16 protein-coding genes are annotated in these 20,935 nt (G+C 64.7%); 5 read left to right on the top strand and 11 right to left on the bottom strand.

Features of this window, described 5'->3' with window-relative positions; translation table 11 throughout:
• The first annotated feature begins 68 nt into the window (after positions 1 to 68).
• Positions 69 to 281 carry a hypothetical protein gene (locus tag EOD29_RS09425; RefSeq protein WP_245475292.1) on the top strand — a complete coding sequence of 71 codons (213 nt, stop codon included), beginning with the start codon at positions 69 to 71 and terminating at the stop codon, positions 279 to 281.
• Between the two features lie 28 nt (positions 282 to 309).
• Here EOD29_RS09425 and EOD29_RS09420 read toward each other — a convergent pair whose 3' ends face one another.
• Positions 310 to 873 (bottom strand): hypothetical protein, encoded by a 564-nt coding sequence (locus tag EOD29_RS09420; RefSeq protein WP_189413765.1) that lies wholly within the window; start codon positions 871 to 873, stop codon positions 310 to 312.
• 174 nt (positions 874 to 1,047) lie between these two features.
• On the opposite strand from EOD29_RS09420, the gene EOD29_RS09415 reads away from it, so the two are divergent.
• Complete coding sequence (locus EOD29_RS09415) at positions 1,048 to 1,581, top strand: OmpA family protein (RefSeq protein WP_189413772.1); 534 nt, start codon at positions 1,048 to 1,050, stop codon at positions 1,579 to 1,581.
• A 54-nt stretch (positions 1,582 to 1,635) separates the two neighbouring features.
• On the opposite strand, the gene EOD29_RS09410 is transcribed toward EOD29_RS09415, so the two are convergent.
• The 8 genes from EOD29_RS09410 to tagH form a co-directional block, all read right to left on the bottom strand.
• The gene (locus EOD29_RS09410) at positions 1,636 to 4,059 is read right to left on the bottom strand and encodes a M23 family metallopeptidase (RefSeq protein ID WP_127246527.1); all 2,424 of its coding nucleotides are present in this window, start codon (positions 4,057 to 4,059) and stop codon (positions 1,636 to 1,638) included.
• On the bottom strand, positions 4,056 to 4,556 hold the full coding sequence (locus EOD29_RS09405) for a DUF1036 domain-containing protein (RefSeq protein WP_245475291.1): 501 nt from the start codon (positions 4,554 to 4,556) through the stop codon (positions 4,056 to 4,058). The genes EOD29_RS09410 and EOD29_RS09405 overlap by 4 nt, the downstream gene beginning before the upstream one ends.
• Before the next feature lie 11 nt (positions 4,557 to 4,567).
• Positions 4,568 to 7,195 (bottom strand): serine/threonine-protein kinase, encoded by a 2,628-nt coding sequence (locus EOD29_RS09400; protein WP_127246526.1) that lies wholly within the window; start codon positions 7,193 to 7,195, stop codon positions 4,568 to 4,570.
• Positions 7,196 to 7,200: 5 nt separating this feature from the next.
• On the bottom strand, positions 7,201 to 7,965 hold the full coding sequence (locus EOD29_RS09395; RefSeq protein WP_066989102.1) for a protein phosphatase 2C domain-containing protein: 765 nt from the start codon (positions 7,963 to 7,965) through the stop codon (positions 7,201 to 7,203).
• Positions 7,966 to 8,118: 153 nt separating this feature from the next.
• Complete coding sequence (gene tssM, locus EOD29_RS09390; RefSeq protein WP_206520457.1) at positions 8,119 to 11,649, bottom strand: type VI secretion system membrane subunit TssM; 3,531 nt, start codon at positions 11,647 to 11,649, stop codon at positions 8,119 to 8,121.
• Between the two features lie 25 nt (positions 11,650 to 11,674).
• Positions 11,675 to 12,949, bottom strand: coding sequence for a type VI secretion system protein TssL, long form (gene tssL, locus EOD29_RS09385; protein WP_245475290.1), 1,275 nt, complete (start codon positions 12,947 to 12,949; stop codon positions 11,675 to 11,677).
• A 139-nt stretch (positions 12,950 to 13,088) separates the two neighbouring features.
• Entirely contained in the window at positions 13,089 to 13,271 is a 183-nt protein-coding gene (locus EOD29_RS37065) for a hypothetical protein (RefSeq protein WP_245418631.1), read from the bottom strand.
• Between the two features lie 206 nt (positions 13,272 to 13,477).
• The gene (gene tagH / locus EOD29_RS09380; RefSeq protein WP_127246523.1) at positions 13,478 to 14,560 is read right to left on the bottom strand and encodes a type VI secretion system-associated FHA domain protein TagH; all 1,083 of its coding nucleotides are present in this window, start codon (positions 14,558 to 14,560) and stop codon (positions 13,478 to 13,480) included.
• Positions 14,561 to 14,868: 308 nt separating this feature from the next.
• On the opposite strand from tagH, the gene tssI reads away from it, so the two are divergent.
• The 3 genes from tssI to EOD29_RS09365 are packed head-to-tail and all read left to right on the top strand — an operon-like array spanning position 14,869 to position 18,807.
• Positions 14,869 to 17,196, top strand: a complete 2,328-nt coding sequence (gene tssI / locus EOD29_RS09375; protein ID WP_127246522.1) for a type VI secretion system tip protein VgrG — start codon at positions 14,869 to 14,871, stop codon at positions 17,194 to 17,196.
• Between the two features lie 7 nt (positions 17,197 to 17,203).
• Complete coding sequence (locus EOD29_RS09370) at positions 17,204 to 17,629, top strand: DUF6484 domain-containing protein (RefSeq protein ID WP_127246521.1); 426 nt, start codon at positions 17,204 to 17,206, stop codon at positions 17,627 to 17,629.
• Between the two features lie 14 nt (positions 17,630 to 17,643).
• Positions 17,644 to 18,807: a hypothetical protein gene (locus EOD29_RS09365; RefSeq protein ID WP_127246520.1), complete on the top strand. Its 1,164-nt coding sequence runs from the start codon at positions 17,644 to 17,646 to the stop codon at positions 18,805 to 18,807.
• Position 18,808: 1 nt separating this feature from the next.
• Here the strand turns inward: EOD29_RS09365 and EOD29_RS09360 are convergent, their stop codons facing one another.
• Positions 18,809 to 19,852, bottom strand: coding sequence for a hypothetical protein (locus EOD29_RS09360; RefSeq protein WP_127246519.1), 1,044 nt, complete (start codon positions 19,850 to 19,852; stop codon positions 18,809 to 18,811).
• Positions 19,849 to 20,934: a DUF2169 domain-containing protein gene (locus EOD29_RS09355; protein ID WP_127246518.1), complete on the bottom strand. Its 1,086-nt coding sequence runs from the start codon at positions 20,932 to 20,934 to the stop codon at positions 19,849 to 19,851. Before EOD29_RS09355 ends, EOD29_RS09360 begins: the two co-directional genes overlap by 4 nt.
• Position 20,935 lies beyond the last annotated feature (1 nt).

Genomic DNA, 20,935 nt, shown 5'->3' with positions numbered 1-20,935 from the left:
CAATTGTGGGCAGGGCATTGAAGCAAGCACTCATTGGAACAATGTTATCCGGCGTCCTCGCGACGCTCATGGGCTGCACGTCCCTGTTGCCCAAATCCGAGCCGACGCCGGTAGCCGCGCGGCCTCAGCCGACGGTGACCAGCACGACAACCGCGCCGACGGTCGTCAAGCAGAAGAAGGCGGCCTTCAAGAAGGTGACCAAGCCGGTTGAAGAGGAGCCCAAGCCTGTCGTGGCCCCGCCGTTGGGCGGTGGGGCTGGTGGCGGTGGCGGCTGGGGTTGATAACATTGAGGGGCGGCCAGTCGCAAGCCTAGGCATCGGCCGGTTGCTGCTGCGCCTCCATCTCCGCCATCTCGATGCCCATTTCGACGAAGGCTGAAAGCACGGCAAACCGGTCCGCGAGCGATACCCGCGCAAGGCCCGCCAGTATCCCCGCGCTGACGGCATGGGCGGTCGGAAATCCGGCTGTCGCCTGATCGATGGCCGAGCCGCCGTCGCGCCCGCCTGCTGCCAAAGCGATCCAGGAAACCGGCGTCGCGGGCGGCACCTCCACGGCCTGGGCCACCGCCTCGCGATGGTCGGGATTGCCGGGTTCGCCGACCCAGTCGCCCACGAGCGCCAGCAATTCGAGATCCTTGTCGCCGAGGAGCTCGGCAAGGTTGCTTAGGCACTCATGCGCCCACCAGATCGCAGGGCGCTCGGGCAGCAGATAGGCGCAGAAGGTGATTGCTTCCTCCGGCACGCGCCCGGCGAGCAGCGCGCGGCAAAACTCGATCGAGGGCTGGTCTGTCGGGACCGCTTTCATGTCCCGGGCAATGGCGGGGCAAGCGCTGAAGAGATCCCGCGCCGTCCTGAACTGGAGCCCCCTCGCCATGGCTGCCACGCCCTTATTAGGAATAGGGATACTGAAGCCCCGGCGGAGGCGCTGGTCAAGCGTTAGCTTTAGCAAATGACGGGCGCACGCAGCGTGTGTTTGTTCACAGACAATCGGCGCGAGATTTGCTATCGTCCGCCGCAGCGAAATCCGCTCAAACAGGGAGTAACGGTCATGCGGTGGGCCAGTTCAGCCGTTGCATTGGCGGCCGTGCTTTTTTCGACGCACGTTTCCGCTGATCCGCTTCAGAAATCCGAAGACATCGTGAAGTTCTTCACCGGCGCGGGCAATCTCGGCGCGACGCGCGGCATTTGCGTCGGCACTGAAGAAGAGTGCAAGAGCAAGAACGACCAGACCGCGGCCCCCACCAAAACCGGGCTCGACATGATGATCAATTTCGCGCTGGATTCCGCCCAGCTCGACCAGACCGCGCGCACCGAGCTCGACGAGTTCGCCAAGGCGCTGAAAGACAACCGGTTGAGTTCGTTCAGCTTCGTTGTCGAAGGCCACACCGATGCTTCGGGTTCGGATCGCTACAATCAGGAGCTGTCGCAGCGCAGGGCGAAATCGGTTGCCGCATTCCTGACCGCGAACGGCGTACAGGCCACCCGGCTCGAAGCTATTGGTCTCGGCAAGTCGCACCCGCGCGTCGCCAATCCCTACGATCCGGTGAACCGCCGCGTCGAGATGCGGATCAGGACGGAGTAAGCCGCACGAATCACTCACGCTGCGAACAGCGATCGACGGCAGCGCGGCAGAGCCTCAAAGGGTCGTCCGGATCGAGCTTATCAGGGCCGTGACGGCCTGCTTGTACTTCTCGAACTCCGGCGATGTCTGTCGGACCTGGGTCGTGGTCGTCTGCTGGTTCTGATCGGACGACGCCACGCGGGTCACCTTCTGACCCATTTTCCGCTCGGCCCAGTCGACGACGTAGCTGGTAGTCTTGCCGGTAAGGAAAGGGTTGGCCTGGATCACGGCGGAGCCGAGCACTGCGCTCAATTGCGCCGAGCCGGGCGCCGCCAGCACCTGGGCAGCCCCCTCCATGCCCAGGAAATGGCAGAGATAGAGCCGCCCGGCGGTGATCTGGTGCCCGCGGGCGCGAAGATAAGCTTCGCCCTCGCGCGCCAGATTGCGCACCATCTCGCGCGACAGCGTGGCATCGTAGCGGAGCGCGAGCAGGTCGGCGGTCGACAGCGAGCGGGCGAGATCGGGCCGATAGGTGTTCATCATCCGGATCCAGGTCTTGGTGATGAACTGACCGGCACCGGTCGCCGAGGAGAGCGGGTTCTTGGCTCGCGCTTTGCCGCCGCTTTCGACATGGACGATGCGGTCGGTCAGCGTCTCGACGGCAGCATCGCCGTAGCCGCCGCCGGCGCCGCCGGAAGCATAGGTGGCGACCGCGGTGACCGTACCCAGCGGATCGATCGCCTGGCCGCTCTGGTAGAGCTCGAAATGCAGGTGCGGGCCGGTCGAAAGTCCGGTGGTGCCGATATAGCCGATGACGTCGCCGGCCTTCACCTTGGTGCCGACGCCGCTCGCGATGGCGAATTTCTGCATATGCGCGTAGCGCGTCTCGCGCCCGTTGGCATGCGTAATCTTCACCAGATTGCCATAGCTGCCGCCATCGCCCTGGAAGGTGATTTCGCCGTCGAAGGCGGCCATGATCGGCGTGCCGACCGGCGCGGCCCAGTCGACGCCTTTATGGATACGAACGGTGCCCAGGATCGGGTGTTTGCGCGGGCCGAACGTCGAGGTCATCACCCCGCTCACCGGCGTGACCATGCCGTTGGTGACGCTGAGCGAGCGAACCTCGTCATTGCCCGTCACACACGCATACTGGCCATCGCTCTGCTGGAAGACGAAACAGTCGAGCGTCTTCTCCGTGCCCTGAACGCCGACATAGAGGACCCGTCCGGAGATTTCGCCCTGGCCGCGCGGCGTCTGCGAGTAGATCAGCACCAGCCGCTGGTCCTCGCTGGCGAAGGCGTCGAGATCCTGTCCTCGCGACAGATACATGATGGCCTCTCCGATCACGCTGGTCGGAACCTTGTTGCGGGCGGCCGTCGAATATATCGCATCGAGCAGGCGATATTGGCGCTTGGGCCCGCCTTCGTCGGATGCGCCTGAATAGTTGAAAAGGTCCTCCCGCACCCACGGGTCGACGCCCGACACGAACGCGCCCGCAGCATTGCGCGTCAGCGTGCCGACATAGACATTCCTGGCGTAGATCGAGACCTGCATAAGCGACATGGTGGTGGTCTCGCGGTTCGGCCTGAATCCGCGCATCGCCACGACAAAGCCCGCCCCCAGCCCGTCACGGTTGAACAGCGTCTTCAGCGCTTCGCCCGCCAGCTTCGCGTCGTCGGCGGAGAAATGCGCATCGGCGACGACGCTGTCCAGGCTGCGGTCGTTGAGGATTTTTACGAATGTGTCCTCGGTCGCTTCGAAGCGCTGGTATTCGCTGCTGACGGTCGCAACGGTCGTGTTGTTCTCGATCTGGGTCTTCTTGAAAGCGGGAAGGGCGGCCTCGCCCTGGTCGACGGTCTCGCCCCAGCCCGCTTCCGGATCATCGGCATCCGCCTTGGGCGCTGAACTGGCAGGGGCTTCGCTCTCGTCGGGTGCGGCCTGAAGATCGTTCTCAAGATCACCTTGCTGGTCGTCGGCTGCGCCCGGAGCGAGGGGGGCGGCTTGCTCATCGTCCGGCGCCGTTGCAGGAGATTTCGGCGCGGTCTGCCGCTGCGCCTGGAAGAAGGCGAAATCCTCTTGCGTCGAGGGGATCGTCGTCATGAATTTTTCGCTGGCGCTCAACATCACATCGGACAGGATTTCGATCTGCGGCGAGGCGCCGGAACTGTCGAGCTCGGCCGGGCGCGCGACGGTCTTGCCCTTGGCCGTGTCGGCATCGGGCGCCAGCGTGATCCACATCGGATCGCCGGCGAGGTCGATAATGGCCGGCACATAGACCGAAGCGTCGGGCGGCACGTCTTCCATCCCCTCGACCGGATGCAGTTCCTCGTCCTCGTCGCCGAAGGACCAGTAATCGCGTGTGAGGTAGAAACCCGTGGCTGTCGAGACGAGGACGAGTGCCGCAACTCCGGAAAGAATCCAGCGCCACAGCTTGCGTCGCCGCTCGGCAAGGCGCGCCTGCTTCTTCAGTTTGAAGCTCGTGTCGATGCTGTGCGTCACGGGCCGTTCCCGCTCAGGAAATAGGTCCAGCGCACCTGCTCCTGCGTGTCGACCTCGACAAAGCGCGCCGCGATATGGCCGCGCTGCCAGCATTCGTCGATGCCGCGGATCGAGAAGCGGCGCCGGTCGATGCACATCTCGATCGATCCGGTGAGGATCGCATGGCCGAAGACGTCCGTGGCGTAGATGTAGATGTAGCGGTTGGTCAGCTCCTCGCGGATGACGTTGACGCACTGGTTGGCGCCGATCGTCCACCAACCGTTGGTCTGGTCGGCATCGTCGACCTTCTGTCCGACGGCGAGGTTGACGACGTCGAGCGTCTGGTTGCAGACGGTGAATTCGGCATGTGCCTTGTTGACGGATAGCACGGAGAGCAACGCCGTGCCGGCAAGCGCAGCAAGCTTCATGCGGCCGATGCGATCAGCAACAGGCCGGATCGGTCCGCGCTCCTTGCGTGACTGGGACAGGGTGGAAGAGAGCAGGCGGCAGAGAACCATCGGCGTCCGCGCTATCCGCCAAGCCGGAAATACTTGGCGGTGGCCGAAAATCCGGAATCGTCCGCCTGGATCTCCTTAAGGATCCGGGGCAGCACTTCCGAGGCGGGGGTCGGGCCCGCGAACATCGCGGCCTGGACGTCCCGTGGCCCGGTGATCACCAGGATGACCTGAGGCAAAGCCTTGCCGGCCGCCTTGTCGTCAGCGGCGAGATCGATGGCGATCTTGAAGGTCGCCCTGTCCGGCTGCGCGACCATGCGGCTGTCGAGGTTGAAGGCGGTGCCATTGTGGTTGATCAGCAACACGCTGGAGATGAGCCCCCCGCGCGTCACCAGCGTGCCGCTGATCGGTGATCCGTCGGGCACCGATGTCCGGTCGAGCACGAGCTGCGGTCGTTCAGCTTCGCTTCGGTCGAGAAGGTGCAGGAAGGTGGGTACGCCGCATTGTGATGGGGTAATCAGGCGCACGCTGATGTCCGGCTCGACGTTGAACCTGGACTGGAACGCGCCGAGCAGTTGCTCGAAAGGCTGCACGGCCGTTCCGAATCCCTCGATCGCCGCGGATGTGCCCGTTGCCGATGTCAGGGTCGCGTAGAAGCAATTGCCGCCGCTGAAGTCGCGCACCCAAGAGGCGCGCTGAGCCAACGCGTCGGGTTTGTTTGCCGGCGGCGGAACCTGGGGCTTTGGCAGATTGATTGCGACGTCGGTATTTTGAGATGGCTTGTTGGCCGGCGGTGGCTGCGGCAGTGGTGCCGGTTGTGTGGTCGAGACTTTCGGCCTTGCCGGCTGAGTAGCCGCTTCGGGCGCTGCCGGCTGGCGCGCAGTCGAAGCCGGCGCCTGATTTTGGTTTTCCGTAACTTGCGGCGCCGGCGTCTTCGACTTCGACAATTTGGACAGAGCGTCGACGAGGTCGGATGCGCTCGGTTTCGTCGCCGGCGGTTTTGCTTCCGGCGCCGCAGCAGCTTCCGCCGTCGGGCTCGACGGCTTTTGGTTTTCCGCTGCTTTCGGCAGGGGTGCCGGCAAGTTCTCGACCGACGGCTGAGCCGGTTCGGCCTCCGCCGGCTGCGAGGCTTTCGCCTGGTTGTTTTTGGCCAAGCTCTCTGAAGGGGCAGGCGGTGTCGGCTCGGATTTCTGTCCGGTCTCTACTTGCGCCTGTTTCTGGGCGGTCTTGTCCTGCGGTTGCGGCGCAGCCGATAGGGCAGGCTGTGTCGGCTTCTGCTCAGTCTCGGCCTGCTTCTGGACGGGTTGTGTCGTGTCTTGCGGTTGCGGCAGAGCCGGAGCGGCAGGCTTTGCCGGCTCAACGGCGGCTGAGCTGTCCGCCTTCGGTGCTTCCGGCTGCGGTTCGGCCGGCGCTTGCGGCCGAGGTTGCGGTGCTTCTGGCTGAGGCGTCGGTGCCTCCGCTACCGGCTTGGGCGCTTCCGCGACGGGTTTTGCCGCCGGCTTCGGCGTAAGAGGCCCAGGCTTTTCAACGGCGGGCGGAGTGACCAACGCGCCGCTGAAATAGACGCCGGCCGCCGCCAGGACTGCCAGAACCGCGACGCCGCCCGTTATGGCCGGGATCCGCGAGGGCTTTCGCTCCGCAGGTCGGCTTGACGCACTGGCCGGAGCCGCCGCCGGCCTCGGTTGCGACAGGTGCGCAGGCCGCACATGCGGAACGAAACGCGGTTCGTCGGGAACAGCAGAAGCCGGGGGACTGGTGTTTGGCAAGGCCGTCCAGCCGGCGCGCGGCAAGCCGGATCGTTCCCGCGGAGCAAACGATCCGGGCGGCGGCAAGGTCGCGTCGAGATCGTCGTCACGCGTTGCCCTGGCGATCTCGGCCATGCTGGCGGGCCGGTCTTGAGGATCCGGCTGCAACATCGCTTCGATGAGTTCGCGGAAATCGGGATCGATGTCCGACAAGTCCGGCACGGTGCGGCGCTTCTCGATGACCTCATATTGCGAGCCGCTCATGTCGAGCGGCTTCCCGCGCAGCGCGGCCGCCAGCACCAGGCCGAGGCTGTAGATATCGGATTGCTCGCTGACCTCCCCGCCATAAAGGCCGAGCTGTTCGGGCGAGACGTAATTGTATTTGCCGGCGAATTTGCCGCCGATCAGCGTCTCGCCGCCGACATTCGCCGAGCGCGCGATGCCGAAGTCGATGATCTTGGCTCGCTCGACCCGGCCGCCCGGCAGGATAATGTTGTCGGGCGAAAGGTCGCGGTGGACCGCGCCGGCCTGATGGACGGCGCTCAGGCCCGAGGCGAGGCGATGGCAAAGCCGACGCACGTCCGGTGGCGCCATCGGGCCGCGCCGCATGACATCGAACAGCGACTGGCCGTCGACGAACTCCATCGCCAGGTAGGGGCGGCCGATGCCCGTATCGATGGTGAAGACGTGGTATCGCACCACCGCGTCATGCGACAAATGGTTGAGGATCGAGGCTTCCTTGCGGAACAGCGACAGGATGGTTTGGTCGCGCGCGAACTCGGGCAGCACGATCTTGATCGCGACATGGTCGCCGGTCTGGATATTGTGGCCGCGATAGACTTCGCCCATGCCGCCGGATGCGATGCGCTCGTCGAGCTCGTAGATGCCGCTGAGCTGCGTGCCGACGCCGGTATTTGCGAGGTTCGGCGAAATCCGCGTCCTGTCGTCGTCGCTCATCTGTCTCAGCCCCTGGACCGATCCGCATCGAGCGGTCCGTTGCGTCCGTCGCCGATCCTGACCAGCACGATGGTGACATTGTCCGTTCCGCCGCGCGCCAGCACCGTCTCCAGCAGCTTCTCGCACGCGGCTTGCGGCGGCGCGGACTTCACCGCCGCTTCGATCTCCGCGTCGCTGACATGCGCGGTGAGCCCGTCGGTGCTCAATACGAAGATATCCCCCGGCATCAGCTCGCCTTGCTGAAAATCGATCTCGAGTTCGTCGCTGACCCCGACGGCGTGGGTGATCACATTGCGGCGCGGCCAGGTGAGCGCTTCCTCCGCGCTGATCATGCCCCGGTCTAGCAGCTCCTGGACTTCGGTATGATCCCTGGAAATCTGCGAGATAGCGCCGCCGCGTACCAGATAGATGCGGCTGTCGCCGGCCCACAGGCCCGCGAACCGCCCCTCCATGGCGAGCAGGGCGGCGAAGGTGGAGCCGATGGTGATGCCGCGCGAACGCGATATGTTGCGGATCTCGGCATTGGCGCGGCTCAGCCGGTCCTCGAAACGGGCGCGAAGGTCCGGCGCCGAGCTCGCAATGCCGATCGTCGCCAGGTGGTCGACGATGCTGGCCGAAGCGACCTCGCCGGCCTCATGGCCGCCCATTCCGTCGGCCACCACCCAAAGGCCGGCTTGTTGCTCGACCAGATAGTTGTCTTCGTTGTGGTCGCGCACACAGCCTTTGTGGCTGACGCCGAAACTCTCAATGGAAAGGGCGACAGTGCTCAATTTGCCACCAAGCGCTTCGCGAGCGTCCTCTGTGACGAACGATGGGCCGCGTGCCCAGGCCAGTTTGCCACAAGCGCATACTTTAGAGTATCAAAATGAAGGCGGGAGACGGTGCTGCTCGGGAACGATCCGATCGACCATGACGGCGCCATCTCAGAATGCCTTCGGACAGCTGAACCCGGACAGCGCCGGGAGCAGGAAGGGATTGGCGCCAGAGCCGCTCTCCATCTTGTAGGCGACGTCGCGTCCGCCGATCACGAAGCGCGCCTCGGCGCCGGCGCCGTTGCTGGTGACGCTCGCCTTGTCCAGCAGGCGCTTCAGAGCCCATGGCCCTTCGAATTTGAGGGCGGACTCGCGGCCGGGCATCTCCGGCGTCAGGCTGAGGCTCGCGGATCCGGAAGCGCCGCCGCCCGGCCATGTCACCGTGCTCGGCGCATTGCCGGCCTGCGTGCTTTGCACCGTCTGCCCATCTATGTTGAGCACCGCGCTGTCGACCTCGCTGTTCAGAGAGGAGGGCGTGAAGGTGATCGAGACCGACGGCGCCGAACCGCCTGAGGGGAAGAAGGCGCTGCGGACTTCCGCCGCCGCCTGGAACGCCTTCAAGGTCGATTTGGCGAGGTCGCGGCTGGAGCGGGCCTCCTGCTTCCAGGTCCAGTCCTGGCCTGTCATGTCGATCAGCGGCGCCAGGTTCTGCGCAAAGAACCGGTCCATCAGGCCGCCCGGTGCGAACAGCTTGGCGAAATCGGCAAGAGAGATTTCCTCGCTGCCGTCGCCGGCAAACGGATAGTGGCCGTTGACGGCTTCCTCGCAGGGGCGCGTGACCGTCTCGTCGAGCATCTGGTTGAGGTTGGCTACCGAAGTCTCGGCGACATTGCCTTCGAACTCGTCCGCCGCCGCGTCGACCATGCGCGCGAGCTGCTTGGGCAGGCGCGAGGCATTGGCGCGCATCGTCGAAATCTGCAGCTTCAGGTTCGCGTTGACGCGCTCCGTCTGCGCGGGGACATCCGCTGCCAGCTTCACGCTCTGGTAGATGTCGTGGAAGTTTTGCGTCAGCGCATCGAGCGGGCGGCGACCGCTGGAGCCGCTCACCAGCGCTTGGAACGGCCTGAACTGCGCCTCGACGGTGGCGCCGGCATTCTGCGTGGCGGACGAGCTTGCCCCGGCGCGGCTCTGCGACTTGCCGCCGGCGATCTGCAGACCGATGCGGGCGAGACCCTTGGCCATAACGACCGGGTCCTGCTGCGCCGTTCCGGTGTCGCCTGCGAAGGCGGCGCCGTCTTTTGTCAGGGCGGTTTCATCGGCAATGGCCGTGAACAGCCGGTCCAGCGGCGAGTCCGGCGAGGCGGCGGCCGAGAGCGTGATATATTGCGGCTTGTCCTTCAGCATCGCCTTGAATTTCAATTGGTCGAGCGCGCCGTTCCAGGCGGAGGCGAACTCCTTGCCGTAGCGATCGATGAGTTCGGGGCCGAGCCTGGGCAGGTCCTGATCGATGCCGCCCTGCTCGCCGCCGCCGCCGAGAACCCACTGGTCATCGACCAGCATTTGCGCGATGCGCGAGAGCTGCGGCAGGTAAAAACCGTTGAACCCCGCCTTGGTGTAGAGGCCGGGAACGCCAAGGTCGGCGAGCTCTGCGCCGTCCATGCGTTCGAACAGGAGCTGCGCCTCCGGACCGGCTTTGGCGGCAACGGAAAAATCCTGGAGCCTTGCCGCATAGACCGCCGATCTGATCAGCGCCGACGCGCGGTCGGCAAGGCTCATGCGTCCGAGCGATCGTTGCGCGGCCTCGACCAGCGGCTGGTTGAGCTCGAACACCGGGTCGTAGGCATCGTCGAGCGCCAGCATGGCGCGCAGATGCTTTTCGAGCTGCGCGCGGCCTTCGCGGTTGTTCTCGCCGGGGTAGCGGTTTTCCTCCCAATCCTGCTTCATCCAGGAGACGATCAGCTCGTCGTCGACCTTGGGCGCCTTGCCGCCCAGCATCAGATAGATCTTCAACGGTTCGTAGAGCGCGATCGGGTCGGCCATCTTGGCCTGGATCGTGCGCTCCGCCTGAACCAGCAGACGCGAGCGGAAGCTACGCTCCAGCGCCTGCCGATAGGCCGATTTGGACGCCGACAGAAGCCTCTCCCGCTGGCTGAGCCCGAAACTCTCCTCGATCGGCTTCGTTTGGCCGGCGGTCTCATATCCCGCCGGCAGGTTGCGCAGTTGATCGAGCGGGCCGATGACGTTTTCGAGGTCGACATCGGTAACTGTCGTGCTCCTGAGCAGCGAATCCGCGCCGTCCCGATACTGCGCCATCGCCTGTCTCGTGGAGCCGATCAGCGACTCGTTGGCAAAGTAGCTGAGGCCCAGCACGCCGAGCGCTGCAAAAGCCGCCAATGCGATCGCGGCGAGGCTGCCAAATCTGGCGAGCCTGGCGCGCCGCTCCGCTGTCCTGTCGAACGAGACCCAGCCGGCCTCGGGGAAGATCACCTTCGCCAGAAGATCATGCAGGAAGAAGCTCTTGCCGGTACCGGAAAGATGCGCCTGCGAAGCGCTGCCGAAATTGCGGCCGATCGCGCCCAGCACTTGGTCGATCGGTGTTCCTTCCTGCGTGCCCGACGAGAAATAGAGGCCGCGCAGGCTGACATTCACCTGGGCCCGCGAGGCATCGAAAAGGCTGGTGACGAACCGCACGACGCGGGTTCGCAGCGCGGCGAACTGGGCCGGGAAGCCGAAGATCGCGATGCGCGCCACCGGATCGGCCTCGTCCTGCAGGCGGTCGGCGATCTCGTCCGCAAGCTGCCTGGCCAGCGCGTCGAACTCGGCCGAGGTTTCGCTGACCATGTTCCTGTTGCGGTCGGTGGTCTGGAACGTCGCACCCCAGACCTTGCGCCGGCGGACTTCATCGAAATCGCCGAAATAGTCCATGAAGCCGGCAACGAGGTCCGCCTTGGTGAAGAGCAGGTAGACCGGGAACTGGATCTTCAGCGTCTCGTGCAACTCCCGCAGCCGGCTTCGTATCTCGGTGACATGCGCATCGAGCTGCTGGTCGTCGAAGCCGATCAGATCGGCGACGCTGATGGCGAGGATCACGCCGTTGATCGGCTGCCGGGTGCGGTACTTCTTGAGCAGTCCAAGGAAGCCGAGCCAGCTCGCCTTGTCGCGCTCGGCATCCGAATCCTGCGTCGTGTAGCGGCCGGCCGTATCGATCAGCACGGCATCCTCGGTGAACCACCAGTCGCAGGACCGCGTGCCGCCGACCCCGGCCAGCGGCTGGGCATTGCCGGAGCGGGCAAGCGGAAATTTCAGCCCCGAATTGACCAGCGCCGTCGTCTTGCCGGCGCCCGGCGGGCCGATGATGATGTACCAGGGGATCTCATAGAGGAAGTTGCGCCTGCCGCTCGACTGCTTCAGGGTCGCGATGGCCTCGCTCATACGCGCTTCGAGCACCCCTGAATCGTCGTTGCGGTCGCCGCTGCGAACGATGCCCGTCTCAATCGCCTTCTGCGCCTTGCGCGCTTGCCAGAAGCGGATGCCGTAGAAGATTGCGAGCAGCGCGACGGCCACGCCGATGATCGTTGTCCGGAGCCAGACCGGTCCGAGCGGACGTGTATCGGCATACCGGATCAGCGGCCCGGCATACCAGACCGCAGCCGAGAAGCCGGCAAGCGCGAGCAGGCTGAACAGCCGCAGCACCCAGCGCATCAGTGCCGCTCCACGCCGCGCGCGCTCACAACGTCTCCTCCTTCGGGATCATCACGTCGACGCGGCGGTTTTTGGCGCGGCCGTCCGCCGTCGCATTGTCGGCGATCGGTTCGTCCTCGCCCTTGCCGTCGACCGCGACCCGCGATGGGTCTTTGAGCTCGTTTGCCACCATTGACTGGACGGCTTTGGCGCGCGCGACGGAAAGATCGAAGTTCGATTTGAACTGGCTCGACTTCTTCGGCTTCACATTGTCGGTGTGGCCGACGATCCATATTGGTCCGGGCTCGGCATCGAGAGCCGTGGCGATGTCCGCGGCGATGGGCTGGAACTCCGGCTTCAGCTCGGCTTGCCCGGGCGTGAACAAGAGCTGGTTGCTGATTTCGACCACGATGAAGTTGCCCTTGGTGCCGACCGTCAGCCCGCCGCCGGCGATTTCGCTGGCGAGCGCGGCGCGTATGCGGTCGATCTGGGTTACGGTGGGAACGGCAGGCGGCGGCGGGGTGGCTTCCGGCGGAGCGGCTACAGCCGGCTCGGCGACCGGAGCGACGCTCGCGCGCTCGATGGTGACCGGCGTCGAGGGATTGAGCGCCAGCAATTCGACGGCTGTTGCGTCGCCCTCGTCGGTGATCAGGATCCGTAGCCCGAAGAAGGCCGCCGTCACCAGCGTCGCCGCGGCGGCCGCGACCGCCCATAGCGGCAACCGCGCCCGGGGCTTTGACAGCGCCGCCGCCATGCCTTGCCAATGGGGCGAGATGTCGTCCCCGGCGCGCGGTTGAAAATAGCGGATCGTGTCGTAGACGTCGCGCCGGACGCGTTCGAGCGCGTCCCGTTCGCCGACCCTCCCACGATACTGGCCCTCGAACCCGAGCGACAGGCAGGCATGCATCAGTTCGAGGAGGTCGTGATGACCCTCCGGCCGGGCCAGGATATTGTTCAGCGCCTCGTAGAAACCGGCTCCCCCGGTGGGCTTTGTGTGGAAGAACCGCGCCACCAGGCTGTGCCCGATCCAGCCCTCGTCCTTCGGCCAGGGCAGGTTGCCGACCAGATCGTCGGCGGTCTCGCATAGAGCAAATTTAGCAATCCGCGCGTCTTCCTCGGCGATGCCGGCTTTCGCCATCTCCCGCTCGAATGTCTCGATCGCTTCGGTGATGTGCTCTGCCAAAGGGGCCGCCTGCCGCTCGACCGGCATCAGCCGCAACTGGCTGAACAGCACCAGCAAGGGCGCCGCCGCAGCGAGGACTGGATTTGCCGCGGCGTATTTCACGCCATCCGCGGCGCTGAGCAGGATTTCCTGTTGCAATGCGGGTGCCGCCGCTGCAGCGGCAGCCCCGGGGGCCGGGTTTTGAACGACCACGGTTCCGGAGGACCAGCCTGTCGGCATCCGCCGGCCGACGCCGGGGTCGAAAACCGTCGGTTCCCTGGCGGGTGTCGCAGCGGGCTTAGCGCCAGCCGAAGAAGAACTCGCGGGAGCCGCGGGCGAGCGTTGTCTTGGCCGTGGCGCTCGGATGACGGTCTTGTCCGCCGGCCGGGAGGGATCGTCCTTCGAACTCATCGGCGATCCACCGTCGTGGCGCGGCGAACATTTCCTTGACGGGAAATGAGGTCGGCTTGCGGCTTTTCAAGCCGAGCTTTGGGGGCGGGCCGGATGGAAAGGCTCATCTCGCCGAAACATGACATTGCTGCACACGCCCCAAGCCACGCCGCTTTGCCCGCCAGGCAAGCTTCCGTACGCTATCCTAACCGTACAGGCAGCTGATTGAAATCGGAAAGCAGGATGCTCGAAGCAGCGCTTTCTTCTGTGAGACCCGTCACATAGCCCGGGGTCCACCTACTTCTGCTTGCTGGCCTTGGCATAGGCTTCGCTGAAATAGGCCAGGAAGACGTCGAGCATGCCGTTTTCATGCTTCTCCTCCATCGTCCGCCAGGTGGCGACGAGGGCATCCCACGCCTGGCTCTTCTTCGATGAGAAGGAGGCCGGCGGCAGCTTCCTGGCGATGGCCTCCGGCGACAGGTCGTCGAGCAGCCTGGAAAGCGCCGCCTGCATGGCGGCGTAAGTGGCCAATTCATGCGTCTTGAGGTCCCGGAAGGCGTCCTCGACGCTGTGCGCGGCGTCGAGATAGCCGGTCCGGCGTTTGGCGAACATGATCTCCAGTATGTCGTCGGTGCCGGGAACGAATTTCAGCGGGTTGTTGTTTTCGGCGCTGATCATCGTGCGGTTGGCGCTCTTGGCCAGCACCTTGGCCGCCGAGCGCGCCTTGAGCAGCAGCGACAGTTGCTCGACGGTGGTCCTGAGCACGGTACCGATCTCGGACGCCACCTCATGCGGAGCGCGCGATTGAAGCAGGTCAGGCGAAATGCCGGCCGCCTTCGCGATATCCTGCAGCAGCATATCGGTTCCCGCGGGCTGGCCACCCGGCTTTGCCGGCGTTGGGGGCGGCCGCAGCGCCGAAGATGTCGATGCCGCTCCCGTCCCGGGCCGCTGTTCCGTCCGACTGAAGAAGGGCTCTTTGCCGAGCTCCAGCGGTCTGCCCGTCGATGGCGGCAGCTCGCGTTGCGTCGACGCTGGCTGGGTTCGCGGGTGGCCGGCGGCGGTGCCTTCCTCGTCAATTGATACCGCAACGACATAGCGGCCGATCAGCATCCGATCGCCATGCGCCAGCCGGTGCGGACCGGCCATGCGCTGGCTGGAGCCGTTGACGAAGGTGCCGTTGCGAGAGATGTCGTAAAGCCAGAAGCCGCCCGCCTGGAAGCGGACTTCGCAATGCCGGCCCGAGATGATCTTGTCCGGATCCGAAAGCGTCCAGTCGCAATTCTCGCGCCCGATCTCGAAGCTGCGGTCGCGGGCGGCGTAGCTCGCGGCGGCGCCGGATGGCAGCCTGTCGACATTGCTGATCTGGAGCGAGATGAACATCCGGAAGCGTCGCCGAACTTGGTCAACAAATGCTTATTTTTCACGCAACTCCGAACGGAAAACCGCTATGCGCGGTTCCGAGAATTGCTCTGGCATTCTAGCAGCTTGCGAGCGCGGCGGGAGAGGAGCGTTTCACACCGGCGCTTGGCGGGTTTAGCCACAGCTGTTATTTGGCCGCCACCAAACATGTGCTAGGCTGAAAAAGGTCCGGTGCGGTGGGTGCGAAAAGTTCCCGAACGTGATGCGGTTAACATAGCGGGGGCTTCAATCCATCATACTGGCGGCCGCGTCCAGGAGGGGCACGACCCATGCCGAACGAACGCGCCACGGTTGTGCAGACGCCCGTTGGCGGCGATGTGCTGACCTTCACCCATCTCGTCGGGCGCGACGAGATCAGCCGTTGTTTCGCCTATACGGTCGGCTTCGTCTCCAAAAGCCACGACGTCGATCCGCTGAAGATGCTGGGCGGCGTCGTTTCGGTCGAGGGCGAATCCGATCCGAAACGCTGGTTCAGCGGGCTTGTGTCGGAATTCAAGCTCATCCGCATCGAGGACAGGCTCGGCTTTTATGAGGCGATGGTCAGGCCATGGCTCTGGTTCCTCGGCAACACCACCGATTGCCGCATCTTTCAAAATATGACGGCGGTCGAGATCGTCGAGAAAATCTTCTCGAAATACGGCATCGCGAAATTCGAGAAGCGGCTGCAAGGGTCTTATCCGCAGCGCGAATATTGCGTCCAGTATGACGAAAGCGATCTGGATTTCGTGCAGCGGCTGCTTGAGCACGAGGGCATCTTCTATTTCTTCGAGCATGACGAGGGCAAGCATACCCTGGTGCTCTGCGACACGATGAGCAAGCTGAAGCCGGCACCCGGCTACGAGAAGGTGCTCTACAATTTCGAGGGCCAGGGCTCGCGGCGCGACGTCGAGTACATCACCGAATGGATTCCAGGCAGCGCGGTGCGGCCGGGGGCCTATGCCCACACCGACTTTGATTTCGAGAAGCCCGGCGCGGATTTGATGGCGAAGTCCGCCCAGCCGTTCAGCCACAAGGAGGCCGCGGGCGAAAACTATCGCCAGCCCGGCGCGCATCTCGATGTCGGGCGAGGCGACACGATTGCGGGAATTCGCCGCGAGGAGCTTCAGGCCGTGCACCAGCGCAGCACGGCGGTGGGCACCGTGCGCGGCCTCTTCTCTGGCTGCAAGTTCAAGCTGGAAAGCTTTCCGCGCGACGACCAGAACCAGGACTATCTGGTGATCAGCGCCGAGTACCGGCTGTTCGATCCGGGCTACCGGACCCAGAACGAGGCCCATAGCGAGAATTTCAAGGTGGTGCTCGGCGTGGCGCCCGCCACATTGCCCTACCGGCCGCCGCGCATCACCCCGCGGCCGATCATGCGCGGCCCACAGACAGCGACGGTGGTGGGCCCCTCGGGCGAGGAAATCTTCACGGACAAATATGCGCGCGTGAAGGTGCAGTTCCACTGGGACCGCCTCGGCAAGAAGGACCAGAACTCTTCCTGCTTCGTGCGCGTGTCGCAAACCTGGGCCGGCAGCGGCTGGGGTTTTATTCAGATCCCGCGCATCGGCCAGGAGGTGATCGTCGACTTCATCGAAGGCGACCCGGACCTGCCGATCATCACTGGCCGGGTCTACAACGCCTCGCAGATGCCGCCCTACGGGCTGCCGGGCAATGCGACGCAGTCGGGCTGGAAGTCGAACTCCTCGAAAGGCGGCGGCGGTTACAACGAGCTGATGTTCGAGGACAAGGCGGGCTCCGAGCTGGTCAATTTCCAGGCGCAGAAAGACCACCATCTGCTGATCAAGCACGACCGCAACAAGCTGGTCCAGCACGACCAGTCCGACCGCATCGACCACGACGCCAAGCACTCCGTCGGCCACAACCTCGACGAGGACGTCGGCAACAACAAGACGGTCAAGATCGGCGTCGACCAGACGACGAATATCGGGTCGAACGATACCGAAACGGTGGGCGCGAACCGCTCGCTGACGGTGATGGCGAACGAGACCATCCATGTCGTGGCGAACTCGACGGAAAACATCGACGCCAACCACTCGCAGACGGTGGGGCTGGTGCAGACGGTGACGGTGGGTGCGGCGCGCGTCGATACCGTGGGGGCGGCTGAAGCGAGGACCGTGGGCGCTTCGCAGACGAACACGATCGGCGTAACACGATCCGTCAGTGTCGGCACCAATCAGAGTCACGATGTCGGTTCTGCGGATAGCTGGAACATCGGGGCGGCTCAAACCGTCAATGTTGGCGCCGATCAGAGTTTCACCGTCGGAGGGGCACAGTCGTCCCAGATAGGCAAGGCACGAACAGCCAAGATCGGAGCGGATGACGGGACCGATGTCGGCGGGGCACATGCTCTCAAGGTCGGGAAGAGCAGCGGCATCGACATTGCCCAAGACAGTTCAATCAAGGTTGGCAAGAACCTGATGATCGAAGCGGGCGACTCGATCACGCTCAAATGCGGCTCAGCATCGATCACGATGAAAAAGGACGGCACCATTGTCGCTGACGGGAAGGATATTGCAATCAAGGGCAGCGGCAAGATCACCGTCAAGGCCGACGGCGACGTGATCGTCAAGGGCAGCACGATCAACAACAATTGAGGGCATCATCATGGAAGTGCTGGAGCGTATCGACGGCGTCGTGATCGGCCTGCTTATCGGTTTCGAAGGCGGAGCGCCACTGGTGGTCTTCGTCGGCAATCCGCACGAAACCGCGATTGCGGCGCGGAGCCTAACCGAACTGGACCCGGCGGCCATCGGTTCGGAACTAGCCCTTCTGTTCGAGGAGGGTGACCCGACGCGCCCGCTGGTCGTTGGACGCATCGTCGATCCGGCCCACAAGAACAGGGAGCTGCAAGTTGACCGTGACGGCGAGCGCATCGTCATCACCGGCGATGAGCGCATAGAATTGCGCTGCGGCTTGGCATCAATCATTCTGGACAAGAATGGCCGCGTGACCATTCGTGGCACCCAATTGACCAGCCAGGCCAGCGGCACGAACCGCATTCGCGGCGGGGCAGTGCATCTCAACTGAGGCGAGCCGAGCCGATGCACCGCATCGCGACCATCGCGCCCATCGTGGACCAGCATGCCGAGGACGCGGCTTTCCTCTGGCTGCGCCGTCGTCGGGAGATCGACGGTCCAATCTTCGGTGAGTCCGACATCGGCCGCATCGACCAGCGCCTTGAGGCTAACCTCGAAGGGCTCATGGCGGCCGGCAAGGCCGGCTGGGAGTCTGCTCAAGCGCACTTCGCTGACTATGCTGAGCCCGGGGAACTTTTCGTGCTTGGCACTGTGGCTATGCGTTGGAGCGATGCCAAACTGGTGAGCTCCGCAATCGACGCCGGTGCAAGCCTGGGTGAAGCCGGCATTTCGAGCCTGTCCGCTGCGATCGCGCGTACCCCACGCGAAAGCCTGAGGCCGTTCGTGGCGCAATGGCTGGGCACACGCGATGCGCGACTACACTGCCTTGGGCTGTCTGCGCTCTGGCATCATCGCGTCGATCCGGGACCGCGCCTGCAGGATCTGGTAAGCCATCCCGACGCCGCTGTGCGCCGGCGCGCCGTTCGGCTCGCCGGTGGGCTCAGGCGGCGCGACCTGCTTCCGGCAGTCCTGGCCAGCCTTGATGGCGAGACGGCGAAAGAACGTCTTGCAGCCGCCTTCGCCGCTTGCCTGCTTGGCGAGGCGCGATCAGCGCACCCAGTGATCGACAAGAACTTGGTGACGGAGACGAGCCAGATGGAGGCGGGGATTGAGATACGCCTCCTCACAACGCCGCCCAATGCCGCGAAAGCCTGGTTGCAGACGCGCCTCGGGCAGCCGCAGCTGCGCGTGGCGGCGACCGCCTCGCTCGGACTGTTTGGCGATCCCTCGGTGATGCCTTGGCTGATCGAGAAGATGCGCGAGCCGGAGCTTGTCTTTGCCGCCGGGCTGGCGATGCGCGATCTGTTCGAAGTGGATTTCAACGACACCAACCTGTTTACGATAGACCCGGCCGATCTGGGGAAGGCGTTTGAATCTCTGAACGACAGCCCGTTGCCTGTCGCTGATCGCGTTGCTTCTTGGTGGGATGAGGGACGGGCCGGGCGGGGCCACAGGCCGTTCCATTCGATGCGCCGGTTGCGGCTTGACGCGTTGCGGACAGCCTTCGCGGCAACCGATACGCCGCTGGCCGACTGGCGAAGGACGCGCCGGTTTCCGGCATGGCTGTAATCTATCGGCGGTTCATCCGCGCCACGACGGCGGCAGCGCGCAATCCGTTCTCGGATGCGACTTCGCACATGGCAATCGATCCGGGCGCATAATCCTGGACAAGACTGTCGGCGGCCAGCATCAGCGTCAGCGCGCCGCTGGCCGCGCCGGTGTCGCCGACCGTCATCGCCGGATAGGCCGTCGCCATCAAGGTGCGGTGCGTGCGATAGAAGCGCGGTCGGGCAATCAACATCTCCCAACCATGGTAGCGCTCGCCATTGCCGTTCGAGACGACGAAGTCGATATCGGGTTCCGATGGTCCCGATCCCGAAACGGCGCCGCGCAGTGCGCCGAGCATGGCGCGGCCTTGGCTGTAGCGCTCGGAAAGGATGCTGTCCGTCTCCTGGGCCATGCCGACGCCATGGATAGCGGCCACGACAGGCCCGCGGCGGGGTTCCCGCTGCAGGCGCACAAAGACGGCGGCCTCGCCGGGAACCAGTCCTTGGGCGTTGTCCGCACCCTGTAAACGCCCGGTCCGGCTGAGCCGACCGAGGTCGGTATCATTGACGAGGCTGTCGACGCCGCCGAGCAGCACTTGCGCCACGCCTTGCTCCTCCATCAGCCCCAGCGCCCGCTCGATCAGTCCCACGCTTGCGGCCGCGCCGCCGTCGATGACGCGCGAGGCGTGATGGAACCTCAGGCCTGTCGCATCGCCAACCGCGGCTAGGAAATCGCTCGCCGGAATATCCTCGAACCCCGGATGGTTGCGAAAGCTCTCCGGCGCGGTGATAAGCAGCGCGGTTGCCGCCGCGACACCCGGCTCGTCCGTGCCGAGTGCCTCTTTGATGGCGCGAGCGGCCATGTTGACCAGCCATTCGCCTTCGTTGCGGCGCAGATGCCGGTGAGTGGGAATGCGCGCGACAATCTGGGAAATGCCAAACGGTTCGGCGAGCGAGATTTCCTCGAAGGCCGAAAGGCTCGCCCGAATGGCCGCGATCGTTTGCCTCGCGTTCAGCCCGGCGGGCGTGACGGCGCCGCCGCCGGCGAGGTAGAGCGGCCGCTTCATGGCTGCCACACGGCGCGGTCGACGGTGCCGTCGCCGCCGCGCGGGCTAAGGTAGGTCTTGCGCTTGCGCCGGGCAACGAGAAAGGCGGGCGTGACATGGCCGAAGACGATCTCCCGCAGCGCCGACGTGTTTCGTTTTGTCACGTGTGAAAAGCGCGCTTTCAGTGTGACGCGCCATAGATCCGGCTCGACAATCACCGTGTCCGCGACAAACGGACGTTCCTCGACGCGGTCGTCATAGATCAGCCGCACAGGCGCAACAACGCGCGGCAGGCGGAAGTCCCAGCGGCCGTTCGGTGTCATGCCGATGATCGTGACAGTCTCACCACCATGGATTGCTGGCAGGTGCTGATCTGCCGGGGCGCACAGATTGTAGCGCGGATCGAAATCTCCAGGAGGCAGTGGCCACTGCGTGTCGATCCAGGCCTGGTCATAGGTTCCAGCGAGCGGCAGTCTCGGCATCCAGCCCCGCCCGAGCGGGCCGAAGCCAGCCGGTCTGGGGCGATCGGAGGGGCTAAGATAAGGTTCAGCGGGATAGGTGACATTTGGGGCGTGTGTGCGCACTGCCGGATCGGCGGAGGAGGCATGGTGATAGCCGACGCCGACCGGGTTGCGTCGATCAAGCCGACCATCCGGCAGCGTCCCGCCAAAGGCGCGCTCGTAAACGATCGGCATGGTTCGGAACAGGGCCGGCGCGCTGTAGCCGCCAGCGTCATAGACGCGGTCTCCGACGACGTTGAGCACCTTTTGCAAGCCACCGACGCGGAAACCAACCTGCATCTCCGCCACCGGCCGGCCATTCGGCGCGTGCGCCGAACCGTTGACAAGGATTTCGGCGGCCGGCTTATGCGGCGCAATATCGGCTTCGTAGCGATTGGAGGAATTGGCCGGATCGCCGAACGGGATATCCCAGAGCGCGACCGGCATCTGGTCTTCGCTGACGTCCAGTGCTGGTGCGCCGTCAAGCGCATCGAAGGTTGCCGAAAACATGACGACCAGGACTTCCTGGCCGTCGACGTCGAGTTGCACATGTGTTGCAGTGGCGAAGGGCGTACGATTCTCGATCCCGACCGCGAACACCATC

It is taken from the genome of Mesorhizobium sp. M1A.T.Ca.IN.004.03.1.1 (assembly GCF_003997555.1).
GTDB lineage: Bacteria > Pseudomonadota > Alphaproteobacteria > Rhizobiales > Rhizobiaceae > Mesorhizobium.
This window is presented reverse-complemented; position numbering and strand designations above follow the sequence as displayed.